Annotated in this window: 22 protein-coding genes; 12 read left to right on the top strand and 10 right to left on the bottom strand. The window is 69.0% G+C overall.

Going from position 1 to position 23,169, the window contains the following annotated elements; genetic code table 11:
• Positions 1–28: 28 nt before the first annotated feature.
• Both ACP93_RS03020 and ACP93_RS03015 read right to left on the bottom strand, forming a co-directional pair.
• Positions 29–610: an anthranilate synthase component II gene (locus ACP93_RS03020; RefSeq protein WP_019799299.1), complete on the bottom strand. Its 582-nt coding sequence runs from the start codon at positions 608–610 to the stop codon at positions 29–31.
• Between the two features lie 697 nt (positions 611–1,307).
• Positions 1,308–2,213: a LysR substrate-binding domain-containing protein gene (locus ACP93_RS03015; protein ID WP_048489295.1), complete on the bottom strand. Its 906-nt coding sequence runs from the start codon at positions 2,211–2,213 to the stop codon at positions 1,308–1,310.
• 60 nt (positions 2,214–2,273) lie between these two features.
• Between ACP93_RS03015 and ACP93_RS03010 the strand changes: the two genes are divergently transcribed.
• From ACP93_RS03010 to ACP93_RS03000, 3 genes are read left to right on the top strand one after another with little or no spacing between them, the layout of a single operon-like run.
• The gene (locus tag ACP93_RS03010; protein ID WP_275452263.1) at positions 2,274–2,975 is read left to right on the top strand and encodes an FMN-dependent NADH-azoreductase; all 702 of its coding nucleotides are present in this window, start codon (positions 2,274–2,276) and stop codon (positions 2,973–2,975) included.
• A 28-nt stretch (positions 2,976–3,003) separates the two neighbouring features.
• Positions 3,004–3,327 (top strand): YciI family protein, encoded by a 324-nt coding sequence (locus ACP93_RS03005; RefSeq protein ID WP_048489294.1) that lies wholly within the window; start codon positions 3,004–3,006, stop codon positions 3,325–3,327.
• 21 nt (positions 3,328–3,348) lie between these two features.
• Positions 3,349–4,131 (top strand): alpha/beta fold hydrolase, encoded by a 783-nt coding sequence (locus ACP93_RS03000; RefSeq protein WP_053069676.1) that lies wholly within the window; start codon positions 3,349–3,351, stop codon positions 4,129–4,131.
• Between the two features lie 96 nt (positions 4,132–4,227).
• Here ACP93_RS03000 and ACP93_RS02995 read toward each other — a convergent pair whose 3' ends face one another.
• The 7 genes from ACP93_RS02995 to ACP93_RS02965 all read right to left on the bottom strand — a co-directional run bounded on the left by ACP93_RS02995 (position 4,228) and on the right by ACP93_RS02965 (position 10,660).
• Positions 4,228–5,007 (bottom strand): SIMPL domain-containing protein, encoded by a 780-nt coding sequence (locus ACP93_RS02995; protein ID WP_048489293.1) that lies wholly within the window; start codon positions 5,005–5,007, stop codon positions 4,228–4,230.
• Between the two features lie 21 nt (positions 5,008–5,028).
• A complete protein-coding gene (locus tag ACP93_RS02990) occupies positions 5,029–6,168 on the bottom strand; it encodes a threonine aldolase family protein (RefSeq protein ID WP_228135938.1) in 1,140 nt (379 codons plus the stop codon).
• Entirely contained in the window at positions 6,099–7,574 is a 1,476-nt protein-coding gene (gene trpE / locus ACP93_RS02985) for an anthranilate synthase component I (protein WP_048489291.1), read from the bottom strand. Before trpE ends, ACP93_RS02990 begins: the two co-directional genes overlap by 70 nt.
• A gap of 435 nt (positions 7,575–8,009) precedes the next feature.
• Entirely contained in the window at positions 8,010–8,948 is a 939-nt protein-coding gene (yegS, locus tag ACP93_RS02980; RefSeq protein WP_048489290.1) for a lipid kinase YegS, read from the bottom strand.
• A gap of 217 nt (positions 8,949–9,165) precedes the next feature.
• The gene (locus ACP93_RS02975) at positions 9,166–9,648 is read right to left on the bottom strand and encodes a GNAT family N-acetyltransferase (RefSeq protein WP_048489289.1); all 483 of its coding nucleotides are present in this window, start codon (positions 9,646–9,648) and stop codon (positions 9,166–9,168) included.
• A gap of 1 nt (position 9,649) precedes the next feature.
• Entirely contained in the window at positions 9,650–10,318 is a 669-nt protein-coding gene (gene rpe / locus ACP93_RS02970; RefSeq protein ID WP_048489288.1) for a ribulose-phosphate 3-epimerase, read from the bottom strand.
• 9 nt (positions 10,319–10,327) lie between these two features.
• Positions 10,328–10,660, bottom strand: coding sequence for a J domain-containing protein (locus ACP93_RS02965; RefSeq protein ID WP_010341396.1), 333 nt, complete (start codon positions 10,658–10,660; stop codon positions 10,328–10,330).
• A 141-nt stretch (positions 10,661–10,801) separates the two neighbouring features.
• Between ACP93_RS02965 and ACP93_RS02960 the strand changes: the two genes are divergently transcribed.
• From ACP93_RS02960 to ACP93_RS02935, 6 genes are all read left to right on the top strand, one after another.
• On the top strand, positions 10,802–11,728 hold the full coding sequence (locus ACP93_RS02960; protein ID WP_048489287.1) for a phosphoribosylaminoimidazolesuccinocarboxamide synthase: 927 nt from the start codon (positions 10,802–10,804) through the stop codon (positions 11,726–11,728).
• Positions 11,729–11,896: 168 nt separating this feature from the next.
• Positions 11,897–12,577, top strand: a complete 681-nt coding sequence (locus tag ACP93_RS02955) for a hypothetical protein (RefSeq protein WP_228135937.1) — start codon at positions 11,897–11,899, stop codon at positions 12,575–12,577.
• Positions 12,578–12,754: 177 nt separating this feature from the next.
• A complete protein-coding gene (locus ACP93_RS20995; RefSeq protein WP_228135936.1) occupies positions 12,755–13,237 on the top strand; it encodes a DUF4348 domain-containing protein in 483 nt (160 codons plus the stop codon).
• Positions 13,238–13,459: 222 nt separating this feature from the next.
• On the top strand, positions 13,460–14,023 hold the full coding sequence (locus ACP93_RS02945; RefSeq protein ID WP_228135935.1) for a hypothetical protein: 564 nt from the start codon (positions 13,460–13,462) through the stop codon (positions 14,021–14,023).
• Between the two features lie 107 nt (positions 14,024–14,130).
• The gene (locus ACP93_RS02940) at positions 14,131–15,918 is read left to right on the top strand and encodes a peptidoglycan-binding protein (protein ID WP_048489285.1); all 1,788 of its coding nucleotides are present in this window, start codon (positions 14,131–14,133) and stop codon (positions 15,916–15,918) included.
• A 504-nt stretch (positions 15,919–16,422) separates the two neighbouring features.
• Entirely contained in the window at positions 16,423–16,905 is a 483-nt protein-coding gene (locus ACP93_RS02935; RefSeq protein WP_048489284.1) for an Mpo1 family 2-hydroxy fatty acid dioxygenase, read from the top strand.
• A gap of 134 nt (positions 16,906–17,039) precedes the next feature.
• On the opposite strand, the gene ACP93_RS02930 is transcribed toward ACP93_RS02935, so the two are convergent.
• The gene (locus ACP93_RS02930) at positions 17,040–17,975 is read right to left on the bottom strand and encodes an NAD-dependent epimerase/dehydratase family protein (protein WP_048489378.1); all 936 of its coding nucleotides are present in this window, start codon (positions 17,973–17,975) and stop codon (positions 17,040–17,042) included.
• 438 nt (positions 17,976–18,413) lie between these two features.
• Here ACP93_RS02930 and ACP93_RS02925 point away from each other — a divergent pair, with 438 nt between their 5' ends.
• The 3 genes from ACP93_RS02925 to ACP93_RS02915 are packed head-to-tail and all read left to right on the top strand — an operon-like array spanning position 18,414 to position 23,169.
• Entirely contained in the window at positions 18,414–21,245 is a 2,832-nt protein-coding gene (locus ACP93_RS02925) for a monovalent cation/H+ antiporter subunit A (protein ID WP_048489283.1), read from the top strand.
• A complete protein-coding gene (locus ACP93_RS02920) occupies positions 21,245–21,610 on the top strand; it encodes a Na+/H+ antiporter subunit C (protein WP_010341385.1) in 366 nt (121 codons plus the stop codon). The genes ACP93_RS02925 and ACP93_RS02920 overlap by 1 nt, the downstream gene beginning before the upstream one ends.
• Complete coding sequence (locus ACP93_RS02915) at positions 21,607–23,169, top strand: monovalent cation/H+ antiporter subunit D (protein WP_048489282.1); 1,563 nt, start codon at positions 21,607–21,609, stop codon at positions 23,167–23,169. Before ACP93_RS02920 ends, ACP93_RS02915 begins: the two co-directional genes overlap by 4 nt.

The raw sequence follows: 23,169 nt of genomic DNA, 5'->3' as shown, positions 1-23,169 counted from the left end.
GCGCGGCGGTGGTCGCGCCGCAGCGCGCTCAGCGCTCCAGGAAGTTCTTCAACAAGGCGTGGCCATGCTCGGTGAGGATGGACTCGGGATGGAACTGCACGCCCTCGACCGGGAACTGGCGATGACGCAGGCCCATGATCTCCTCCACCGTGCCGTCGTCGTGTTCGGTCCAGGCCGTCACTTCCAGACAGTCGGGCAGCGTGGTCTTCTCCACCACCAGCGAGTGGTAGCGAGTGGCCTCGTAGCGGTCCGGCAGGCCGGCGAACACGCCGCGGCCTTCGTGGCGGATGCGCGAGGTCTTGCCGTGCATGATGGTGCCGGCACGCACCACCTGCCCGCCGTAGACCTGGCCGATGCTCTGGTGGCCCAGGCACACGCCCAGGATCGGCGTGCGCTGGCCCAGCCGCTCGATCAATTGCAGCGACACCCCGGCCTCGTTCGGCGTGCACGGCCCCGGCGAGATGACGATGCGCTCGGGCGCCAGGCGCTCGATCTCGTCCACGCTGAGCGCGTCGTTGCGCACCACCTTGACCTCGGCGCCGAGCGCCTGCAGGTACTGCACGAGGTTGTAGGTGAAGCTGTCGTAGTTATCCAGCATCAGGACGGTCATCGACTTAACCTATTGATTTAAATTGCATGTCTTGGGGAGAGAGCGCCGATCCGCGTGCGGAACTGACACGATGGCTAGGTGCGGTGCAACCGCATCGCATCGTCCGCGCCCGCCATCGTGGCTGCGCAGAACCCGCAACGACAGCACGGGGAGCGGCTGACCGCGCATGCATGCATGCCGCCGAGCCGTGGAGGGAGGCGCCGGTTCCACGGACGCGGGCGAGCGGACAGGCGCCGTGGCGCACGGCAGGCATGGGCGTCGTGGATCGATTGGGGGACAAGACAACTCTCCTTCGCTGGGAGCCGCCATGCCGGGAGCCGAGGGGAGCCGCCACCGGTCACGGCGGCGAACGTGCAGTCATGGACCGCAGGGGTGCGCCGCTTCTAGGAGAAGCGCCACCAATGCACCACGTTGAACGGGATGTTGCGGGTCATGCACTCGGCCACTTGATCGATGGAGGGTCCGGCCACCGCTGCAGGCAGAGGCGACGGGCCGGTTCCGAGTGTAATGCCCGCGTTCGGCACTGTCGATTGCACGCCGCGCCGGTCGCGTCGCCCGGGCAACGGTGCACGCGAACACGCTGCGGCGCCGATGCGGCGACGGCGAGCACGCCGCGTCAACGGCCCGTTGCCGCGCTCCGTGACAGCAGGGCGGACCGGTCGACCTTCCGATCCGCCGGTCGCCGCAGGCGCTGCGCTCAAACGTCCAGCGGATGTCCGGCAAAGGTGGCGACCGCCTCGCGGAACGTGGCGACGATCGGACGCGCGTCGTCGCTGCGCCAGACCAGATAGAGCCTCACCCGCAGTTTCAGCCACGCCAGATCGCGGAACACGATGCCGGCCGGCGCGCGCTCCTTCAATGCGGACTGGACCAGCGCCGCGCCGAGTCCGGCACTCACCAGGTACAGCGAGGCCAGCGGATCCGAGGTCTCGTAGGCGATGTCCGGCGTGAAACCGGCATCCTGGCAGGCGGCGAGCAAGGCCGAGCGGATCGTGTCCACCGGCTGGCGCGTCACCGCGATCCAGGTCTGCCCGTCGAGTTGCGCCGGCTTGATGCTGCGCGAGCGGGACAACGGATGCCCCTTCGGCAGTGCCAGCGTCAACGGCTCGTCGAGCACCAGGGCGCCGCTCAGGCCGGCATCGCGCTCCGGCAGCCTGTAGGCGAGTCCGACGTCGAGCATGTGTCGGCGCAGGTAGTCGAACTGCACCGCGGTGCCCAGTCCCTGCAGCGACAGCAGCACGGACGGGCTGGCGATCCGGAACGCGCGCACGCTCGGGCTGACCACGTTCGCATACATCGCGCCCTCCACATAGCCGATCGCCAGGCGCCCGGCGCTGCCCGCGCCGAGACGCCGCGCGAAGGTCTCGACCCGATTGGCGTTGGCCATCAGCGTCCGCACTTCGCCGAGCAGATCGCGCCCCTCCTGGGTGAGCCGGATGCGCTGCTTGCTGCGCTCGAACAACAGCACGCCCAACTGCTCCTCCAGTTGCTTGATCTGCCTGCTCAGCGGGGACTGCGAGATGTACAGCTGCTCGGCCGCGCGGCCGACGTTCTCGGTTTCGGCCACCGCAACGAAGTACCGAAGCTGGCGCAGATCGAGCATGGGGTGCGTCCTTTTGGGTCTCAACTTTCCCATATTCCGTCTTGGACGCCCAGCGGCCCGATGGCCATCCTGCGCATCGCCGAGCCGGCGCCGACCCGCGCGCAGCTCCACTCCCCCAACAGCGGACAGAACACCATGCACATCCTCCACCTCGATTCGAGCATCCTCGGCGATGCGTCCGCGTCCCGAGCGCTGACGGCATTGGTCGTGACCCAGTTGCTGGCACACGCGCCCGCGGCACAGATCCGCTACCGCGATCTCGTCGCGGAGGCGATTCCGCATCTGGACGGCCCCATCGCGGCTGGGTTTCGCCCCTTGACCGCACAGGCGGACACAGCGAGCGTGGCCGCCGAGCATGCGCGATCCGAAACGCTCGTTGCCGAATTCCTGGCCAGCGACGTCGTGGTCATCGGCGCGCCGATGTACAACTTCTCGGTCGCCACGCAACTGAAAGCGTGGATCGACCGGATCGTGCAGCCCGGCCGGACCTTCCGCTACACGCCTGACGGTCCGATAGGGCTGGCCACTGGCAAGCGCGTGGTGATCGTGACCACGCGCGGTGGCATCTACACCAGCGGCCCGCTCGCGCCACTGGACTTCCAGGAGCCCTATCTCAAGGCCACGCTGGGCTTCATGGGCATCACCGATGTGCATGTCGTTCGTGCCGAACCCCTTTCGAAAGGCGATGTACTGGCCACACAGGCCATGTCCGCCGCCCGCAGTGCCGCGACCGACGTCGCGCGCCAGATCGCCCTGCACTGACCACCCGACACTTGCTCGAGGAATCCGCATGCTCTACATCGTCGCGTTGACCTACATCCGCCCGCCCGAGGACATCCAGGCGCATCTCGATGCCCATCGGCACTGGCTGGCGCACCACATCCAGGCAGGCCGCATCCTGGCGGCAGGACCCAATGCGGACAAATCCGGGGGGATCGTGCTGGCGTCATGCACGAGCCGCCCCGAACTCGACGCCATGATGGCGGACGACCCGTTCGTGACCCAAGGCCTGGTCGCGGTGTCGGTGCAGGGCTTCGAGCCGGCGATCCGCGCCGACGCACTGGCCGCGTGCTGGGCAGGCGCCGCTGCCGTGGTCAGCGTCCAGCCCGCCTGAGCACACGGCAAAGGACTTTCCATGGCATTCACCATCAAGCTTCTTGCAGGCCTTGCGGTCGCCGGTGTGCTCGCAGCCAGTGCGTTTCCGCAGTCGAGCCGGGCCGAGACGCTCCGCGCTGCCGTGCCGAACATCGTGCTGGTGCACGGTGCATTCGTGGACGGATCGAGTTGGGCGGAGGTCGTGCGGCGACTGCAGCGCAAGGGCTACCACGTGACGGCCGTGCAGAACCCGCTGACCTCGCTGGCCGACGACGTCGCCGCGACGCGCCGCGTGCTGGCGCGTCAGCGGGGGCCGGTCCTGCTCGTCGGGCACTCCTGGGCGGGCGCGGTCATCACCGAAGCAGGCAATGCCGACAACGTCCGCGGCCTGGTCTATCTGTCCGCCCTCGTGCCCGACAGCAACGAATCGGTCGCCGACCTGCTGACCCGGCTGCACGCGCCGATGGACGGCATGACGCCCGATGCGGACGGATTGGTGTGGCTCGATGCGCCGACGGCCTTTCGAACCGTCATGGCCGGCGATGTGCCGATGGACAAGGTGCGTGTACTCGCTGCCATGCAACAGCCCATGGCCGCGCGCGCCTTCGCCGACAGGATTTCGCATGCGGCATGGCACAGCAAGCCCAGCTGGTACCTGGTCACCGACAACGATCACGCACTGCTGCCGACGATCCAACGGCAACTGGCGCACGACATCGGCGCGCAGGTCCGGCACGTGGCGTCCAGCCACCTGTCGCCGGTGTCGCATCCGCAGGCGGTCGCCGATTTCATCGACCGCGCGGCGCGCGACGCAGCGCGGTGAGCGGCTGGCCCATGCCTGGGTGCCATCGCGCGGCGCGCCGGGCGGATCAGACGGCGCATCGCCTCGGTGTCCGCCGCACGCAGCACGCCACCGGATTCATTGCGCGATCAGGAAGACCGCATAGACGTTTTCGGAAAGGGTGAGGGTGCCGGCTTCGAGGGATTCGGCCAACGGCGCCGCGGCCGCGCGGTTGCCCGTCACCTGGATGGCGTCCAGGCTGTATCCGTAACCGTCACCAACCTGGCTTCGCCCTCCTTGCCAGGTCCCTGCCTGAATTCCGTAGGCAAAGTTGGGGGCGACCGTGGAAATCGTATACAGCCCGCCCAGCGACACCCCGTAGGCGCGTGCCAACTCTTGTGCCGAAACACGCGTCTGCTCAACCGCTTGGCGTTTGAGTTCAGCGCGCACCTCCGCTTCCTTGCTGTAGGCGGGACTGATCGCGGAGACCTGCAGAGACTGACTGGTCTTCAACCCGGCCAGGAACTGGCGCACATCGTCGAGCGTGGAAAAGTCGGCAGACAAGGTGCGTTGTACCTTGGTCCCCTTGAACACCTGACGGTCGTTCTCGTAGCGCCGTTCCGGCGCGATCGACAAGGTGGACGCCTGTACGCTGTTGCTCAGGGCATGGTGCTGCTTGAAGGCGGACAGGACACTCGTCGCATCCTCCTGCACCCGCGCGCGTGCCGCTTCCGGCGCAACATCGACGGCTTCCAACGTCAATTTGATATTGAAGCGATCAGGAATCACCTCGCGCTGCGCCTCACCCTTCACCAACAGGTGCGGCTGCGACGGCAGGCTGTTGACCTGCGCGCTGGCGACGGCCGGCAAGGCCAGCACCGCGGCAACGGCCCAGGCAACAAGCGTACGGATTTTCATTTTCCTCTCCTTGGCGGAATGTCAGCCGGCCGCACGCTGCGCGCCGGATTGAAGCAGCGCGGCGAAATCCGCGATCAACGTGTCGACCGCCGCATCCTGCGTCGCCCACGACGTGACGAAGCGGATCACCCAACGGCCATCGCCCAGCACCTGCCAGCGCTCGAAGTCGTAGCGCTGCGCCAGCGTCTCGACCGCGGCGGCGGGCAGGATCACGAACAGTTGGTTGGTCGGCGAATCCGAGGCGAACTGAGCGCCGGCCGCGGCCAATCCGTCGCGCAGCCGCGCGGCCATGCGGTTGGCGTGCGCGGCCAACTGGTAGAACAGGCCGTCCTCGAACAGCGCGGCGAACTGGGTGCCCAGCACCATGCCCTTGGCCAGCAGTGCGCCGCGCTGCTTGAGCAGGTAGCGGAAATCCGCTTTCAAGGCCGCATGGACGATCACCAGCGCCTCGCCGAGCAAGGCACCGTTCTTGGTGCCGCCGATGTAGAACGCATCGGTCAGTGCGGCGACGTCGGCCAGCGTCAGGTCGTTGCCCTCGGCGGTGAGCGCGCTGCCGATGCGCGCACCGTCCAGGAACAGCAGCAGGCCATGCGCGTCGCAGAAGGTGCGCAGCGCCTGCAGCTCACGCTTGCGGTACAGCGTACCGACCTCGGTGGTGTTGGATACGTAGACCAGCCGCGGCTGCACCATGTGCTCGTTGCCGTGCTCGGCCAGCAGCGGCGCGATCCGCTCCGGCGTGAGCCGGCCGTCGGCCGCGTCCACGGTGAGCACCTTGTGCCCGGTGGCCTCGATCGCGCCGGTCTCGTGGGTGGCGATGTGGCCGCAGGCAGCGGCGATCACCGCCTGGTGCGGGCGCAGGAACGCGGCGATGGCGGTGAGGTTGGTCTGGGTGCCGCCGACCAGCAGATGCACGTCGGCGTCGGCGCAGCCGATCTCGGCGCGAATCAGCTGCGCGGCGCGTGCGCTGTGCCGGTCCAGGCCATAGCCGGCGTTCTGCTCGTCGCTGGCCGCGGCCAGCGCGGCGAGCAGGCACGGATGCGCACCTTCGCTGTAGTCGTTGCGGAAGCCGATCCGCGGCGATGCGGCGGCGCTCACAGCCCCTTCGCCGCTTCGGCCACCGCCCGGAACAACGCACGGCCCTTGTTCATCGTCTCGTCCCATTCGGCCTGCGGGTCGGAGTCGTAGACGATGCCGGCGCCGGCCTGCACGTGCAGGCGGCCATGCTTGATCACCGCGGTGCGGATGGCGATGGCGGTGTCGGCGTCGCCGTGCCAGCCCAGGTAGCCGATGCTGCCGGCGTAGACGTTGCGCTTGATCGGCTCCAGCTCGCGGATGACTTCCAGCGCGCGGATCTTCGGCGCGCCACTGACGGTGCCGGCAGGGAAAGTGGCGCGCAGCACGTCGGCGTAGCTGAGGCCGGGCAGCAAGGTGCCGGTGACTTCGCTGACGATGTGCATGACGTGGCTGTAGCGCTCGATCACGAAGCGCTCGCCGACCGCGACGCTGCCGGCCTGCGAGACCCGGCCGGCATCGTTACGGCCCAGGTCGATCAGCATCAGGTGCTCGGCGCGCTCCTTCGGATCGGCCAGCAGTTCCGCCTCCAGCGCCTGGTCCTCTTCCGGGGTCTTGCCGCGCGGGCGGGTGCCGGCGATCGGGCGTACGGTGACCTGGCCGTTCTCCAGCCGCACCAGGATCTCGGGCGAGGAACCGACCACCTGGGTGTCGCCGACGTCGAGGAAATACATGTACGGCGACGGATTCAGCGCGCGCAGCGCGCGGTACACATCCACCGGGCGCGCGGTGAACGGCACGCTCAGGCGCTGGCTCAGCACCACCTGGAAGATGTCGCCGGCGCGGATGTAGTCCTTGGATGTCTCCACCGCGGCGATGAAGCCCTCGCGGGTGAAGCCGGAGACGAAATCGCTCTCGTCCAGCACGTCGCGCGCCAGCGGCGCGGGGTAGCCGGCGCCCGGCTGGCGCAAGGTGGTGGTGAGCGCATCCAGGCGCGCCTGCGCACGTTCCCAGGCGTCGGCCTCGGTCGGGTCGGCATGCACGATCAGGTACAGGCGGCCCTTGAGGTTGTCGAAGACCGCCACTTCCTCGGACAGCATCAGCAGGATGTCCGGCGTGTCCAGCTCGTCGCGGGCGACGGCGCCGGCCAGGCGCGGCTCGATGTAGCCGATGCATTCGAAGCCGAACCAGCCGACCAGGCCGCCGGTGAAGCCGGGCACGCCCGCCAGCTTGGGCACCACATGCTGCGCGCGCAGCGCCTCGACCTCGGCGAAGGGATCGGCGACCTCGCGGCGCTCGATCAGTTCGCCATGGTCGCGCACGTCCAGAGTATGCCCGCGGAAGGTGTACACGCGGCGCACCGGCAGGCCGATGATCGAGTAACGCCCGAAGCGCTCGCCACCTTCGACCGATTCGAACAGGTAGGTGTGCGGGGCGTCGGCGAGCTTGAGATAGACCGACAGCGGCGTGTCCAGGTCGGACAGCACTTCGCGGACGACGGGGATGCGGGTGTGACCTTCAGCGGCGTAGCGCTGGAACTGCTCGCGGGTAATCAAGACGGCTTTCCTTCCGGGACTCGGTGACAGGGCGGACGACGGCTGCAGGCCACCATCGCCACGCACGGCGAGCGGAAGTGAGGGAAAGCGGGGTCGTCAGGCTGGACACGGCGGCTACTTTACCGCAACTGCGGCGACTGGCAACGGTTGCAGACGCGACCGATCGAGCGCGGTGTAGAAGCGGTCTGCGAGGGTGTCGCGTCGGGACTGAAGTCCCTCCCACATGGGCGCACTTGCCCAGTGCGCCCATGTGGAGTCAAAGGTGTGCGCTCTGGTCATCATGTGCGCGCCCACGATCGCGCTGAGTCGTCGCCACGTCGCCTGTCGTAGGAGCGGCTTCAGCCGCGACGGGCCTTACCGGGAATGTCTGTCGCGGCTGAAGCCGCTCCTACAAGAGCAACACGCGAGCAGATGGATGGCGTGCGCTGCGGCCCGTTAGCCTCGGCGCGCCTGCAGCAACGGCGACGCCGGCGGCAGGTGCATGCGCAGGCGACCGGGCACGCAGTCGATGCGGAAGTGGCGCGAGGTTTCCGGCTCGCCGTCCAGGTTCAGGGTCAGCGGCTGCGCCGCCTCGATGCGCAGCCACGGCAGGCGTGCGCGCACCGCCACCCGCTCCAGCGCGGCCTGCTTGCCGGCGGTGACCAGGGTGCCCAGGGTCGCGGCGACCTCGCCGGTCAGCTCCGGCACCAGGGTCAGGTCGAGCAGGCCGTCGTCGAGCAGCGCGTCCGGGCACAACACCTGGCCGCCACCGGCCTGGCGGCCGTTGCCCAGGCCGAGCGCGATGAAGTCGCCTTCCCAGGCAAAGTCCGGCCCCTCGAAGCGCGCGCGGATCGGGTCGATCCGGCCCAGCCGGCTCATCCCGGTGACCAGGTAGGCCAGCCCGCCCAGCATCTTCTTCAGGCCTTCGTCGGTCTCCACCGTGACCTGGGTGCCGAAGCCGCCGCTGGCGACGTTGGCGCACCAGTGCGGGCCATGCTCGGCGTCGATGCGCAACAGGTCGATCGGCAGCGCCGGCGTGCGTGCGATCAGCTCCAATGCCTCCAGCGGCGGCAACGGAATGCCGGTCGCGGTGGCGAAATCGTTGGCCGTGCCCAGCGCCACCAGGCCCAGGGCCGGCAGCGACGCGGCCGGTTCCTGGCGATGCGCCAGCGTCGTGGCGACCTCGCTCAGGGTGCCGTCGCCGCCAGCGGCAACGATGCAGGCCGCGCCGTCGGCCACCGCCTCGGCCACGTAGCGTTCGGCATCGCCCTGCTCCCAGGTCACCCGCACCTGCAGCGCCACGCCGCGCGCGCGCATGGCCATGACCGCCTCGCGCAACGCCTCGTCGCCGGCCGATTTGCCGTTGAGGATCAGACGCCAATGCGCTGCGGCCATGCGAACCATCCCAGGGTGGAGCCGCCACGCTAGCCGGCGCGGCATGGGCGATGCGTGAATCCAGTCGCGTGCGCTGTCATACGCGCGTCACCGAGCGTCCGGAACATGGGAGGCCATAGCAAGGAAGACGGATGGAGGCAGGATCAGCCTCCGATTTATCTCCCAGGGGCCGCACCGGCGACGGTGCGGTTCTTTTCTTTTGGCCGTCCAGCGCCGCTCAGCCGGCGGCGAACCTGGCCAGCGCCTCGCCCTGCAGCCGGTACACGGTCCACTCGTCCTGCGCGCGGGCGCCGACCGCTTCGTAGAAGTCGATGGCCGGCTGGTTCCAGTCCAGCACCGACCATTCGAAGCGGCCGCAGCCCTCGGCCACCGCCTGGCGCGCCAGATGCTGCAGCAGCGCCTTGCCGGCACCCACGCCGCGGTGCGCCGGGTCCACGTACAGGTCTTCCAGGTACAGGCCGTTGCGGCCGAGCCAGGTGGAATAGTTGTAGAAGTACACCGCGTAGCCGATCGGCTGGCCGTCGGCCTCGCAGATCAGCGCATGCGCGCGGGCGTCGGCGCCGAACAGGCTGGCACGCAGGCCGGCCTCGTCGGTCTGCACCGCGTCCTCGGCGCGCTCGTAGCGCGCCAGGTCGCGGATCAGGCGCAGGATCAGCGCCGCATCGTCGGCCACCGCCGGGCGGATGCGCAGCGCCGTCATCTCAACGCCCCGCGACCGCGGCGCGCATCTGCGCGATCACCTCGGCGTAGTCCGGCGCATTGAAGATGGCCGAGCCGGCGACGAAGGTGTCGGCGCCGGCGGCGGCGATCGCGGCGATGTTGTCCGGCTTGACGCCGCCGTCGATCTCCAGCCGGATCGGCTTGCCGCTGGCGTCGATGCGGGCGCGGATCGCGCGCAGCTTGTCCAGCGCCGAGGGAATGAAGGCCTGGCCGCCGAAACCCGGGTTGACCGACATCACCAGCACCAGGTCCAGGTCGTCCAGCACCCAGTCGAGGATGTCCACCGGGGTGGCCGGGTTGAGCACCAAGCCGGCCTTGCAGCCGTGCGACTTGATCAGCTGGATGCTGCGGTGCACATGGCGGCTGGCCTCGGGGTGGAAGCTGATGATGCTGGCGCCGGCCTCGGCGAAATCCGGGATCAGCCGGTCCACCGGCTCGACCATCAGGTGTACGTCGATCGGCGCGGTGACGCCGTGCTTGCGCAGCGCCTGGCAGACCATCGGGCCGATGGTCAGGTTCGGCACGTAATGGTTGTCCATCACGTCGAAGTGGATCCAGTCGGCGCCGGCGCGCAGCACGGCATCCACTTCCTCGCCGAGGCGGGCGAAATCGGCGGACAGGATGGACGGGGAGATGAGGCAGTCGGACATGGCGGGGTCTCAGCGCTTGCGCAGGGTGCGGATACGGTCGTAGGCGGTGTTGAGCTGGCTGGCCTTCTTCTCGGCGCGGGCGCGCAGCTCGGGGCTGGCGCTGGCGACCTTGTCGGGGTGGTACTGGGACATCAGCCGGCGATAGGCCAGTTCGATCTCGGCGTCGGTGGCGTCGCGGGTCAGGCCCAGTTCCCGGTACGGATCCTCGCGCTGGGACAGCTTGAACCAGTCCGCGTCGAAGGCATGCCCGATCAGCAACCCGATCAACGCACCCAGCACCGGCGTGGGCCGCAGCAGCAGGGCCCCGGCGATGGCGCCGAGCAGTTTTCCGTACCAGGGCATGGGCAAGGGCGGGCGCGGCGTCAGGGCCGGCCATTTTACGGCACAGCGGGGCATTCCGGCCGTACACTACGCGGCCCGCCGTCCGCCGCGGGCCCGCCGGGTCCCGGGACGGTCGCCATTGCGAAGTCCGTAGGAGTGCCTGTGTCCACCACGCTGTTGCAATCCGATCTGCCCGGCCTGCCCTTGCGCCACCGCGGCAAAGTCCGCGACGTGTTCGATCTTCCCCGCGAGCGCCTGCCGGCCGAAGCGCCGCCCGGCGACTACCTGCTGATGGTCGCCACCGACCGCCTGTCGGCCTTCGACGTGGTGCTGCCCGACCCGATTCCCGGCAAGGGCGAGATGCTGTGCCAGGTCTCCAACTTCTGGTTCAAGAAGACCGAGCACCTGATGCCCAACCACCTCACCGGCATCGACGTGGCCGCGGTGCTGCCCGAGGGCGTGGACAAGGCCCTGTACGCCAAGCGCGCGGTGGTGACCCGCAAGCTCAAGCCGGTGCCGGTGGAAGCCATCGCCCGCGGCTACCTGATCGGCAGCGGCTGGAAGGATTACCAGCGCACCGGCAAGGTCAGCGGCATCGAACTGCCTGACGGCCTGCGCCAGGCCGACAAGCTGGCCGAACCGATCTTCACCCCCTCGACCAAGGCCGCCGTCGGCGACCACGACGAGAACATCGACTTCGACGCCATGGTCAAGACCGTGGGCGCCGAGCTGGCCGAGCGCGTGCGCGACGCCACCCTGCGCATCTACCGCTTCGCCGCCGACTTCGCCGCCGAGCGCGGCATCCTGCTGGCCGACACCAAGTTCGAGTTCGGCACCGACGCCGACGGCCGCCTGTACATCATGGACGAGATGCTGACCCCGGACTCCTCGCGCTACTGGCCGGCCGACGAATACGAAGTCGGGACCAGCCCGCCGAGCTACGACAAGCAGTTCGTGCGTGACTACCTGGAGACGCTGGACTGGGGCAAGACCGCGCCCGGCCCGCGCCTGCCGCAGGACGTGATCGACCGCACCCGCGCCAAGTACGCCGAGGCGCTGCAGCGGCTGGCGGGAATTTCGGTCGACTGAGTGGAGCCGTGCGCCGGGTGCGCCGGCGCATGAGGGCGGCCGCTGAGGGCGGCCACCTTGCGCTGGCCAGCCGCCATTCGCGCTGCTTCACGGCTCGGAGCATCCTGGTCAACTAGACTCGGCCACCCGCGCGAGCGCTCGTGCGTCCGACCTGATCAGGAGGATCCGTTGGCTCGTTCTCCCGCACTTTTTGCTGCTCTTGCGCTTTCCATGGCGCTGGCCGCCTGTAGCCCTCGGCAAGCCGACGCCTCACCCTCCGCACGCCCCGTCGCTGACGTGTCCGCTCACGCTGCATCTTCAGACAAGGCCGCATCCGTTCGCGCGCCCACCGCATCACGGACTGCCCGCCAGGATGACGGCGTTGCAGCACTGGCCAAGTCCTTGCACCTTCGTTGCGAAAATGCGGCCAAGGGCAGCGGCTGCGTGGCGGGCGACATGGACGCCGGCGATTTCTACGATGTCGACATGTCCCCACGCTGCGACGCGGAGGGAAACTTCGCAGGCGTAGCCGAACCCGACGCCGCACTTCTGGACGCCTTGCCGGTGACCGGCAGCAAGGCGCAGGTCGCCGCCAGGCTGTCTGATGGGCAGTTCCTCTGCATCCTGGCGACCGCGCATGCGGGCCAACACGCCGCCTACTACTACGTGGTCGCCATCCCGCCTGCGAGCGTCAGCGCGTGCCGGGAAAAGCCGATCTGCAAGCAGTATGGTGAGCGTCCGGTTGACTTTGTGGCACAGCCCAAGCAGGGCATACATTGCACCGTTGGAGGCAATACGCGCCCTGAAGGCGACTGTGCGCAGGGATGGATAGAACCGCAAAAGCTGGATGTCTTCGCGAACGGACTGTGATCCGTCGCGGCATGTACGTTGCTCGATAGCGGATTGAGCGAGCGACTTTCAGGCCTCGTTGGGCGTTGCAGAGCCCGCGGCAACGCCCCGCCTCGGCTTCACGACATGATGATCCTGGTGAACTAAACTCACCCGCCCGAAGGGCGAGTGTCCGCCCGACCCGATCAGGAGGATCCGTTGGCTACTGCACACCCCATTCTGACGTCCCTGGTAGTGGCAGCGGCCCTGGTCGCGTGCAAGGCGCAGCCGGCTGGCTCCACGGTGGCCGCAGCGACGGCCGCGCCCTCGCAGACCGCAGCCACCGCGGCCGCGCCGCGCTGCCAGGATGCCGATTTCGATGCCTTCCTCAAGCGCTTCAGCACCGACATCGCGGTGCAGGAAAAGGCCACCGCCGATCCATTGACGATGGTCCACATCGATCCGGATGCGCAGCCGGAGCCGGCACCGGTCACCCGCAATGTGCCGCTGGCCGAGGTGGAATGGCCGGTGATCCCCAACCTGGACGCGGCCCGCAAGGGCGGGCGCGAGGTCGTGGTATCGCAAAACGCCGAGGGCCGGCAGGTCATGGTGCGCACTCCCGATACCGGCGACCAGCAGGTCTACCAGTTCACGCAGAAGCCGTGCTGGACGCTGGTGAAGGTCGACGACCAGGGGTTGTAGCGCGTGACTGGACTGGCCATGGAGGTGCTGCCGACATGCTGCCCGACCTGTATCGCTTTACGGTCGCTGGCCGCCGATTCGCAGCCGAGCCGAGTGGGCGATCTCCAGGCAGGCTACCCACAAGACCGATTTGGCAGTGCACGGCAGCGTGCATTGTCGCTGGTTGCAACTTCGAGCAGCAGCAGATTTTCGGCTGCGTAACCGCCCGCCAAGGAGGAGCCGATGCCACATCCGATCACCCTGTCTTCCGCGCTCGGCCTGACGCTGTTGCTCGCCGCCTGCGGCGGCCAACCCCACCCTGCGAGCGACGCGGCGCCGAAGCCGGCAGCCACTGAGGCTGCCGCCGCGCCCGTTTCATCCGATTCGGCCAGACAAGGAAAAGACGGCATGATCAAGGAATGCCCTGGAGCGCGTCTGCATTTGACCCCGCTGCCTTCCGCGGATGCGTCCGCTCCCGCCAAGACCCAGGTTGCCCTGGAGCGTAACGGACAGCAGCAGCCCCTCGCGCCCCCGCCTGAAATGGCCGACTACACGGCCGTGGGACTGGGCTGCAGCGAAGACGCCAAGGGCGACGCGTACTTCGTCGTGCAATACGGTGAATTGCCGTACGGCTGCGAGTTCTGCGAGTGGTTTTTCCTCTACGACGGCAAGGGCCAGCTGCTCAATCATGCGAATCCGCCGCTGCGCGAAGAACAGGGCCAGCAAAGCCCGAACAACGACGAATACGAACACCAGCTCGAGGCACTGGGCCTGAAGCATCCAGACATGGAGCCGTTCCTGCCTTGAGCCAAGCATGACCGTGCGCCGAGGAACGGCACATGGCACCCGCAGTACGCAGTACATGGAGCAACACCCATCCCAAGGAAGAATCCGTCTCACAGAAAGGAACGCACATGAGCGACAACAACACGATCTACAACGACATGGTGCAGCCGCGAGGGCCCGGCTATCGCAGCGACAACATCAAGCCCTGGAGCCACTACCGCGAACCCATCGACACCAACGATGGTCGTCTGCACGGCGAGTCGAGGCGCTGGGGCGATGCCTCGCCGGAAACGCAGTCCAGGGTGATCGACAGCCTGATCGGCGCCTCGCGCAACGCCGGCCTGTCGTCGCGGGAAACCGCCTACGTCCTGGCCATCGCACGGGTCGAATCGGGCTTCAATCCCGACGCGGCTGCCGGCACCACCTCGGCGTCCGGCCTTGGCCAGTTCGTCGACCGCACCGGTGCGCACTACGGCGTCAACAATGCCAACCGGTTCGATGTGGAAACCCAGTCGCGCGCACTGGTGCAGCACTACATCGACAACCGCGACCTTGCCCAGCGCCGTGGCCAGGGCGAAGACCATATCTACAAGTACCACCACGATGGCCCGAGCAAGGACTATGGTGGTCTGGCCCTTTCGCGGCGCGAGGTGACGCCCTATCTGGATCGCTATCAGCAGTTCGTCGAGCAGCACCAGTCGCGCACCCAGGGACAGGGACAGGGACAAGGGCAAGGGCAAGGGCAAGGGCAGGCACACGAGCAGGGGCGCGGCCAGCAGCACACGGCCACGCCGACGCCGCAATCGCACGGCGCCAGCCACAGCAACTTCCAGCAGACCATGGAACGCATGCTGCCAAGCCAGGGCAAGGTCGACCCGCATATCACCGGGCACTATGGCGAACACCGCGCCCGCGGCCCGCACGGCGGCACCGACTTCAACTACGAAGGCGGCCAGACGGGAATCAACCGGCAGCACCCGACGGTGCACGCGCCGATCTCCGGCACGGTGACTTTCTCCGGCGGCCAGTACGGCACGGTGAAGATTCGCGATGCGCAGGGCAACTCGCACGAAATCCTGCACCTGGATTCGCGCTCGGTGAAAGAGGGCGATACCGTGCGCGCCGGCGATGCGATCGGCACCATGGGCGGACGCGGTCCGAACGGGGCGAACCAGTATGCGCAGCACGTGCATTACCAGATGCACGATGCGAACGGGAAGGCCGTCAGCCCGGAAACCTGGTGGAACCGCGGCCAGCAGGTCGACGCGCATGGCCGCGATCACGCACAGCACGGCAACGGCACGCTGCGCCAGGGCGATCAGGGTCCGGAAGTGCGCGAGTTGCAGCAGCACCTCAACCGCCTCGGCATCCGCGATGCGCAAGGCCGTCCGCTGGAGGAAGACGGCCGCTTCGGCGACAACACCCACGAAGCGGTCACGGCGCTGCAGAAACAGCGCGGGCTCACCCAGGACGGTATCGTCGGCCGCGACACGCGTGCCGGGCTGGCGGCCGCCGAGCAGGCGCAGGCCAAGCCGGCGAAGGGTCCGCAGCTGGGTGAGCCGGGGCATCCGGATACGCCGCTGTACGACAAGATGCGTGCCGAGGCCGATCGCGGTGCCGAGAAGGCCAATCCGCCGCACGCCAAGCTGTCGAACGAGGCGGTGGCCAATCTCACCCTGCAGGCCAAGCAGGCCGGGATCGACAGTCCCGACAAGCTGAAGGAGGTCAACGTGGCGAACGACAAGGCCTTCGTCGCCGGGACCACGCCGGGCTTCCGTGCGGTGGTGGACCTGCAGCAGCCCGCACCGCCGCTGGAGCAGACCAGCGCGCAGTTGGCCAGCCAGTCCGCGCAGCAGCAGGAGTCGGTGCAGCGCGAGCAGCAGCAAGAGGCGAACAAGGCCATGGCGCGCGCCTGAGCGGCCGAACCGTGGCGGGGCGATCGCGCCGACAGCGCGATCGCCCCTGATCGGCGACGCCACCGCTCGCCTACGGTGATCGATCAGGCGGTGTCCGACATCGTTCGGACGCCGTTCGTCGAAACGAAAAGGCACCTCTCATCCCCTGCATCCGGCACGATCGAACCAGATGCCCGTTGTCTTGTGATGGCGACTCCAACCCTGACCGGTGCGTCCCCCGGCAACCCCCGTTGCGGCTGAGGCCGCACTTCACGAAAGTGCAGTGGTGCGCCAACGCTCGCTCCGTTGGCGGGACGGCCTCGATGCCCGCTGCGGTGATGAGCGACTGCGCGGTGTCGGCGCGACCTGCGAACGGGAAAGGCGTCCGTGCTGGAGACAACGGCTTGTCGCTTCGCCAGATCGCCTCAGACGATCCCGTCACCGCGATCGCCGCCCTCCGCCGGGTCAGTGTCTCCGCATCACTCCGGCGATGGCGCTATGCTGGGCCGGTTCCTGGGAGGGAAGATGGATACCACCGCCTACGCGCGCCCGATCGACCGCTATTTCGCCAGCTATTCCGACGATCACCGCAATGCCGCCAACCAGCGCATCCACGTGGTCGCGGTGCCGGCGATCCTGTGGTCGGTGGTGGCCCTGCTGTGGTGCATCCCGGTCGGCGGCACCTGGTTCCAGAGCGGGCTGTGGGCGGCGCTGGGCATGTTCGCGGCGTGGATGTACTACAACCGCCTGTCGCGCACGCTGGGCTACGGCATGCTGGCGGCGTTCTTCTTCTGCGGCTGCCTGTGCCGGCTGCTGGAGGCGCACCTGGGCCTGCAGGGGCTGCTGTGGCTGGCGGTCGGCGTGTTCGTGGTGGCCTGGATCGCCCAGTTCATCGGGCACGCACTGGAAGGCCACCGGCCCAGCTTCCTCACCGACCTGACCTATCTGCTGATCGGCCCGGCCTGGGTGCTGGCCAAGCTGTACCGGCGCATGCACTGGCGCTACTGAGCGCGGTCGAGAACGCTGCCGCGCATCGCCGCCAGGCGGACGCGGCCACTACGGCATCCCCCCGCTTCCCTGGTCCATCGCGGTGCCTGCGCGCCATCCGCGCCTGGCTGGCGCGTGCGCGCGACGTTGTTGCCTCACCCCTGCTGCGCCGTGTCCCCTGATTCCAGGCCCAGCATCGCCGCATCCGGCGCGAAGGCGCGCGGCGCGTAGCCGAAATCCTGCCGCGCCGGGTGCAGATCGAACGCCAGGTCTTCGCGCATGCGCTGCAGTGCGGCGCGGTTCATGCCCTGCAGGCGACCGCAGGCGTGGGCCAGCGCCAGCGCCGACGCGAACAGCGCATGCGGCAGCGTCAGCAGCCGCGCCGGCGGCCGCAGTGCGGCCAGCACCCGCCGCACCATCTCGCGGTAGCTGAGCGTCTCGCCGCCACCGAGGGCGTAGCTGCGCCCGTGCGTGGCCGGATGCGCCAGCACCGCCAGCGCCGCGTCGGCCAGGTCCTGCACGTGCACCGGCTGGCGCAGGCCGCGGGCGCTGCGCGGCAGCACGAACCAGCCGGTGCGCCGCGCCAGCGCCGCGATCGCGCTGAGGGTGCGGTCGCGGCCGGCGCCGTAGACCAGGGTCGGCCGCAACACCGTCGCCGCCGCGCCGCGCTCGGCGGCGACCGCGAACACGATCGCTTCGGCCTCGCGCAGGCGCCGGGCGACGTCGCGTTCGGCGGCATCCAGCGAATCGCGCTTGACCTCCAGACTGGTGGAGCCGAAGGCGACCACGCGCGCCGCGACGACCGGCGCGCGTCGGTACCAGTCGGCGAAGGCGTCCAGCGGCCCGCAACTGAACACCGCGTCGGCCGCCACCGGCGGCGCCTGCAGCGCACTGAGTTCGCCGGCATGCCAGTGCAGGCCGGGTTGCGGCGCACGCGCCTGACGCGAGTAGGCATGCACCTGCCATCCGTCGGCCAACAGGCGCTGCAGCAGGCGCTCGCCGATCTGGCCGCTGCCGCCGAACACCAGCGCGATGCGCGGCGAGGCGACGGAAATCGGGGAAGCGGATGCAGCAGCAAGCGAATCGGTCATCTGCACAGCATAGTGGGTGCGCCGCCGTTTGCGGCTGGAACCACGCTGGATCGGCCTGCAGCACGTCAAACCACGGACGGTGAGCCTGACAAGCGATGCGTTGCGCAGGCATGCGCAGCCGCGAGCGATCGTCCCCTCTCACCGGTGACCCGACCCGAGCCGCACGCACCAACGTCCGGATGGAGCGCGACGCGCGACGCACTGCAGAACGCGCTCACCCACGGCGATGCCTGGGCCACACGCCAGGCGCGCGCCGCGCAGCACGCATGGCGTATAGCGCATCGCCAGCGTCCCCATCCCACGCGCGCTCGCAAGCACATCACCTGCCAGCAGCTACGCTGTCGCCATGACCGTGCACGCTTCTCGTTCCCGCGCCGGCCACCGCCGTGACGCGCCTGTTACACTCGGGCTCCTGCTCGCGAATCTCGTATTCCCTGCATGATCCCCGCCCTCGACATCCTGCTGGCCTTGCCGTTTCTGATGGCGGCGGCCGTGGTTGCCCTGCGCCACCGCTCGCGCGCCACCCTGGCCTGGGCCGCTGCGCTGGCGCCATTGGCGGGCTTGGCAATACTGGGCGCACTGACACCGACGGTGCTGGAAGGCGGCATCGTCCGCGCCGACCACGCCTGGCTGCCGCAGATCGGCCTGCAGTTCTCGCTGCGCCTGGACGGGCTGGCCTGGATGTTCGCCGGCCTGGTGCTGGCGATCGGCGCGCTGGTGGTGATGTACGCGCACTACTACCTGAGCGCACGCGAGAACGCGGCGCGCTTCTACGCCTATCTGCTGCTGTTCATGGGCGCGATGCTGGGCATGGTGATCGCCGGCAACCTGTTGCTGCTGATGGTGTTCTGGGAACTGACCAGCATCAGTTCGTTCCTGCTGATCGGCTTCTGGTCGCATCGCCAGGACGCGCGCGACGGCGCGCGCATGGCCTTGGTGATCACCGGCGGCGGCGGCCTGGCGCTGCTCGGCGGCGTGCTGCTGCTGGGGCGCATCGTCGGCAGCTACCAGCTCGACGCGGTGCTCGCCGCTGGCGACGTGATCCGCGCCAGCGCACTGTATCCGTGGGCGCTGGGGTTGATCCTGCTCGGCATCTTCACCAAGAGCGCGCAGTTCCCGTTCCATTTCTGGCTGCCGCACGCGATGGCCGCGCCCACCCCGGTGTCGGCCTACCTGCACTCGGCGACGATGGTGAAGGCCGGCGTGTTCCTGCTGGCGCGGCTGCATCCGGCGCTGGCCGGCAGCGACCTGTTCTTCTACACGGTCAGCGGCATCGGTGCGGTCACCCTGCTCACCGGTGCCTGGTTCGCCATCTTCCAGCACGACCTCAAGGGCCTGCTGGCGTACTCGACGATCTCGCACCTGGGCCTGATCACCATGCTGTTCGGGCTGTCCACGCCGATGGCGGTGGTGGCCGGCGTGTTCCACATCCTCAACCACGCGGTGTTCAAGGCCTCGCTGTTCATGGCCGCCGGCATCATCGACCACGAGACCCACACCCGCGACATGCGCCGGCTCGGCAACCTGCGCCGCTGGATGCCGGTGACCAGCGCGCTGGCGATCACCGCCTCGCTGTCGATGGCCGGCATCCCCCTGCTCAACGGCTTCCTGTCCAAGGAGATGTTCTTCGCCGAGGCGCTGGGCGCCGACGGCCCGGCGGCGATGCGCCTGTTCACCGCGACCTCGGCGCTGCTGGCCGGCGTATTCGGCGTGGCCTACAGCCTGCGCTTCGTCTATGAAACGTTCTTCGGCAAGGGCCCGCGCGATCTGCAGACGATGCCGCACGAGCCGCCGCGCTGGATGAAGATCCCGGTGGAGATCCTGGTGCTGGTGTGCGTGGCGGTCGGCATCGTGCCGGCGCTGACCGTGGCGCCGGTGTTGCGCGCCGCCGCCGGCGCGATCCTCGGCGACGCCCTGCCCGACTACAGCCTGGCGGTGTGGCATGGCTGGAACGCGCCGCTGGCGATGAGCATCGCCGGCGTGGTCGGCGGCGTGGCGCTGTATTTCGGCCTGCGCCGGCTGACCGCGCTGTACACCGAGGTGCGCCGGTCACTGGGCAAGCGCGTGTTCCACTGGCATGTGCAGACCCTGTTCGGCGTGGCCGCGCGCTTCACCCGCGTGCTCGCCAACGGCCGCCTGCAGCGCAGCCTGCGCTGGTTGGTGCTGGCCGCGGTGGTGGTGGTGGCCGCGCCGCTGCTGCACGCGCCGCCGCTGTGGCAGCAGTGGCCGGCGCCGCAGGGCATGCCGCTGCTGGGCTGGGGCCTGTGGCTGCTGATCGTCAGTTGCGCGCTGTCCACGCTGTTCCTGTACCACCAACGCCTGTTGGCGGTGCTGGTGCTCGGCGGCAGCGGGCTGGGCGTGAGCCTGGTGTTCGTGTTCCTGTCGGCACCGGACCTGGCCCTGACCCAGTTGCTGGTGGAGATGGTGACCCTGGTGCTGATGCTGCTGGGCATGAACTACCTGCCCAAGGCCTCGCCGCCGGAACCGCGACGCTGGCGACGCTGGCGCGATGCCGCCCTGGCGATCGTCGCCGGCGGCAGCATGGCGCTGCTGGCGTATTCGGTGATGACCCGGCCGGCGACGACCATGGCCGGCGAGCTGCTACAGCGCGCGCTGCCGGAAGCCTATGGCCGCAACGTGGTCAACGTGATCCTGGTGGACTTCCGCGGCTTCGATACCTTCGGCGAGATCACCGTGTTCGGCATCGCCGCGCTGGTGGTGCACGCGCTGCTGCGGCGCGCGCGGATGGCGCCGGAAAAGGTGATGCCCGGGCCGCCGATCAAGCTGCCGGTGCCGGCGGACCTGGCGCAGCTGATGTTCCCGCTGACCCTGACCGTGTCGATCTTCCTGTTCCTGCGCGGCCACAACGCGCCCGGCGGCGGCTTCATCGCCGGGCTGGTGCTGGCGGTGCCGCTGCTGATGCAGTACGTGATCCAGGGCGCGGCCTCGGTGGAGTCGCGCTTCGGCTTCGACTACATCCGCTGCATCGGCCTGGGCCTGCTGCTGGCCACGGTCGGCGGCATGGGCTCGATGCTGTTCGGGGTGCCGTTCCTGACCAGCGGTCATCTGGATCTGCAGTTGCCACTGATCGGCACCGTACCGCTGGCCAGCGCGCTGGTCTTCGATACCGGCGTGTACCTGGTGGTGTTCGGCGGCACCATGCTGACCTTGTCGATGATGGGCACGATCAAGCCTTCGCGCACCCGCGATTCGCAGCGCGGGCAGATCGACCCGGCGCGGCGTTCGCCCATCACCGGGGAGATGCACTGATGGAACTGGCACTGGCGAGCGCGATCGGCGTGCTGACCGCGGTGGGCGTGTACCTGCTGTTGCGCGCGCGCAGCTTCGACGTGATCCTGGGGATGACCGTGCTGTCCTACGCCACCAACCTGCTGATCTTCGCCGGCGGCCGGCTGGTGCAGGGCAAGGCGCCGGTGCTGCGCGACGGCATCGCTCCGACCCTGGCCGAGCACGCCGATCCGCTGCCGCAGGCGCTGGTGCTGACCGCGATCGTGATCGCCTTTGCGATGACCGCGGTGAGCATCGTGCTGGCGATGCGCAGCCGCGGCGACAACCACAGCGACCACGTCGATGCGCGCCCTGACCCGGGCGACGGCGAAGGCGAGGCGCCGTGACCCATCTGCTGATCCTGCCGATCCTGATCCCGTTGCTCGGCGCGGCGCTGTCGCTGTTCGTGGAGCACCGCCGCTATGGCCGCAAGGTGCGTCGCGCGGTGGCGTGGACCGCGATGACGGCGCTGGCGGCGACGGTACTGGCGCTGTGCGTGCAGGTGAGCGATGGCCAGGTCCACGCCTACCTGCTCGGCGACTGGCCCTCGCGGCTGGGCATCGTGCTGATGGCCGACCGCCTGTCGGCGTGGATGCTGGCCACCACCACCCTGCTCGCCGGCGCCTGCCTGCTGCACGCCTGCGCCGGCTGGGACCGGCGCGCGCCGCATTTCCATGCGCTGTTCCAGTTCCAGCTGGTCGGCCTCAACGGCGCGTTCCTGACCGGCGACGTGTTCAACCTGTTCGTGTTCTTCGAGGTGATGCTGATCGCCTCCTACGGCCTGCTGCTCAGCGGCGGGCGCGGCCTGCGCCTGCGCGTGGGTTTCCACTACGTGGTGTTCAACGTCACCTCCTCCACGGTGTTCCTGATCGCGCTGGGCCTGCTCTACGCGCTGCTCGGCTCGCTGAACATGGCCGAGCTGTCGCAGCGCGTGGCGCAGGCGCCGCCGCAGAACGTGGCGCTGATCAAGGCCGCGTTCGGCCTGTTGCTGCTGGTGTTCTGCGCCAAGGCCGCGCTGCTGCCGCTGTACCTGTGGCTGCCGGAGACCTATGCGCGCGCGCCGGCGGCGGTGGCGGCGCTGTTCGTGATCATGACCAAGGTCGGGCTGTACGCGGTGCTGCGGGTGAGCACGCTGGTCCTCGGCAGCCAGGCACAGGCGCTGGACGGCTATGGCCGCGACTGGCTGCTGTGGCTGGGCCTGGCGACGCTGCTGCTGGCCGCGCTGGGAGTGCTGGCGGCGGTGCGCCTGCGGGTGCTGATCGGCTATCTGGTGATCGTCTCGGCGGCGACGCTGTTCGTGGCCTTCGCCCTGGATGCGCCGGGCACGCTCGGTGCCGGCCTGTACTACCTGGCGCACAGCAGCTTCGTGGCCGCGGCACTGTTCATGATCGCCGACCTGATCCGGCGTCGCCGCGGCGGCGCCAGCGATCGCAAGGAGATCATCGCGCCGCTGCCGGGCAAGACCGTGCCCGGTGTGCTGTTCCTGATCGCGGCGATCTCGGTGGCCGGGCTGCCGCCGCTGTCCGGCTTCCTGGCCAAGGTGGCGATCCTCAGCGCGACGCCGGGCGGGCTGACCGGGCCGGTGTGGGCCGCAGTGCTGCTCAGCAGCCTGATGGTGATCATGGGCTTGACCCGCGGCGGCGTGCGCCTGTTCTGGCGCGTGCCCGGCGACCAGGACACCGCCGAGGATGGCACCGTGGAGCTGCCGCGCCCGGCACCGCGCAAGGCGCCGGCACGGCCGCTGGAAACCGTCGCCACCGTGCTGCTGCTCGGCTACGGCGTGGCGATGACCGTGGCCGCCGGGCCGCTGCTGCATTACAGCGAGGCCGCCGCCGCGCAACTGCTGCGCCCAGCCGACTACACCACCCAGCTGCGCGGCACCGCGCCGATCCTGCGGGAGCCCTGA

This window comes from Xanthomonas sp. NCPPB 1128 (assembly GCF_001043115.1).
Classification (GTDB): domain Bacteria; phylum Pseudomonadota; class Gammaproteobacteria; order Xanthomonadales; family Xanthomonadaceae; genus Xanthomonas_A.
This window is presented reverse-complemented; position numbering and strand designations above follow the sequence as displayed.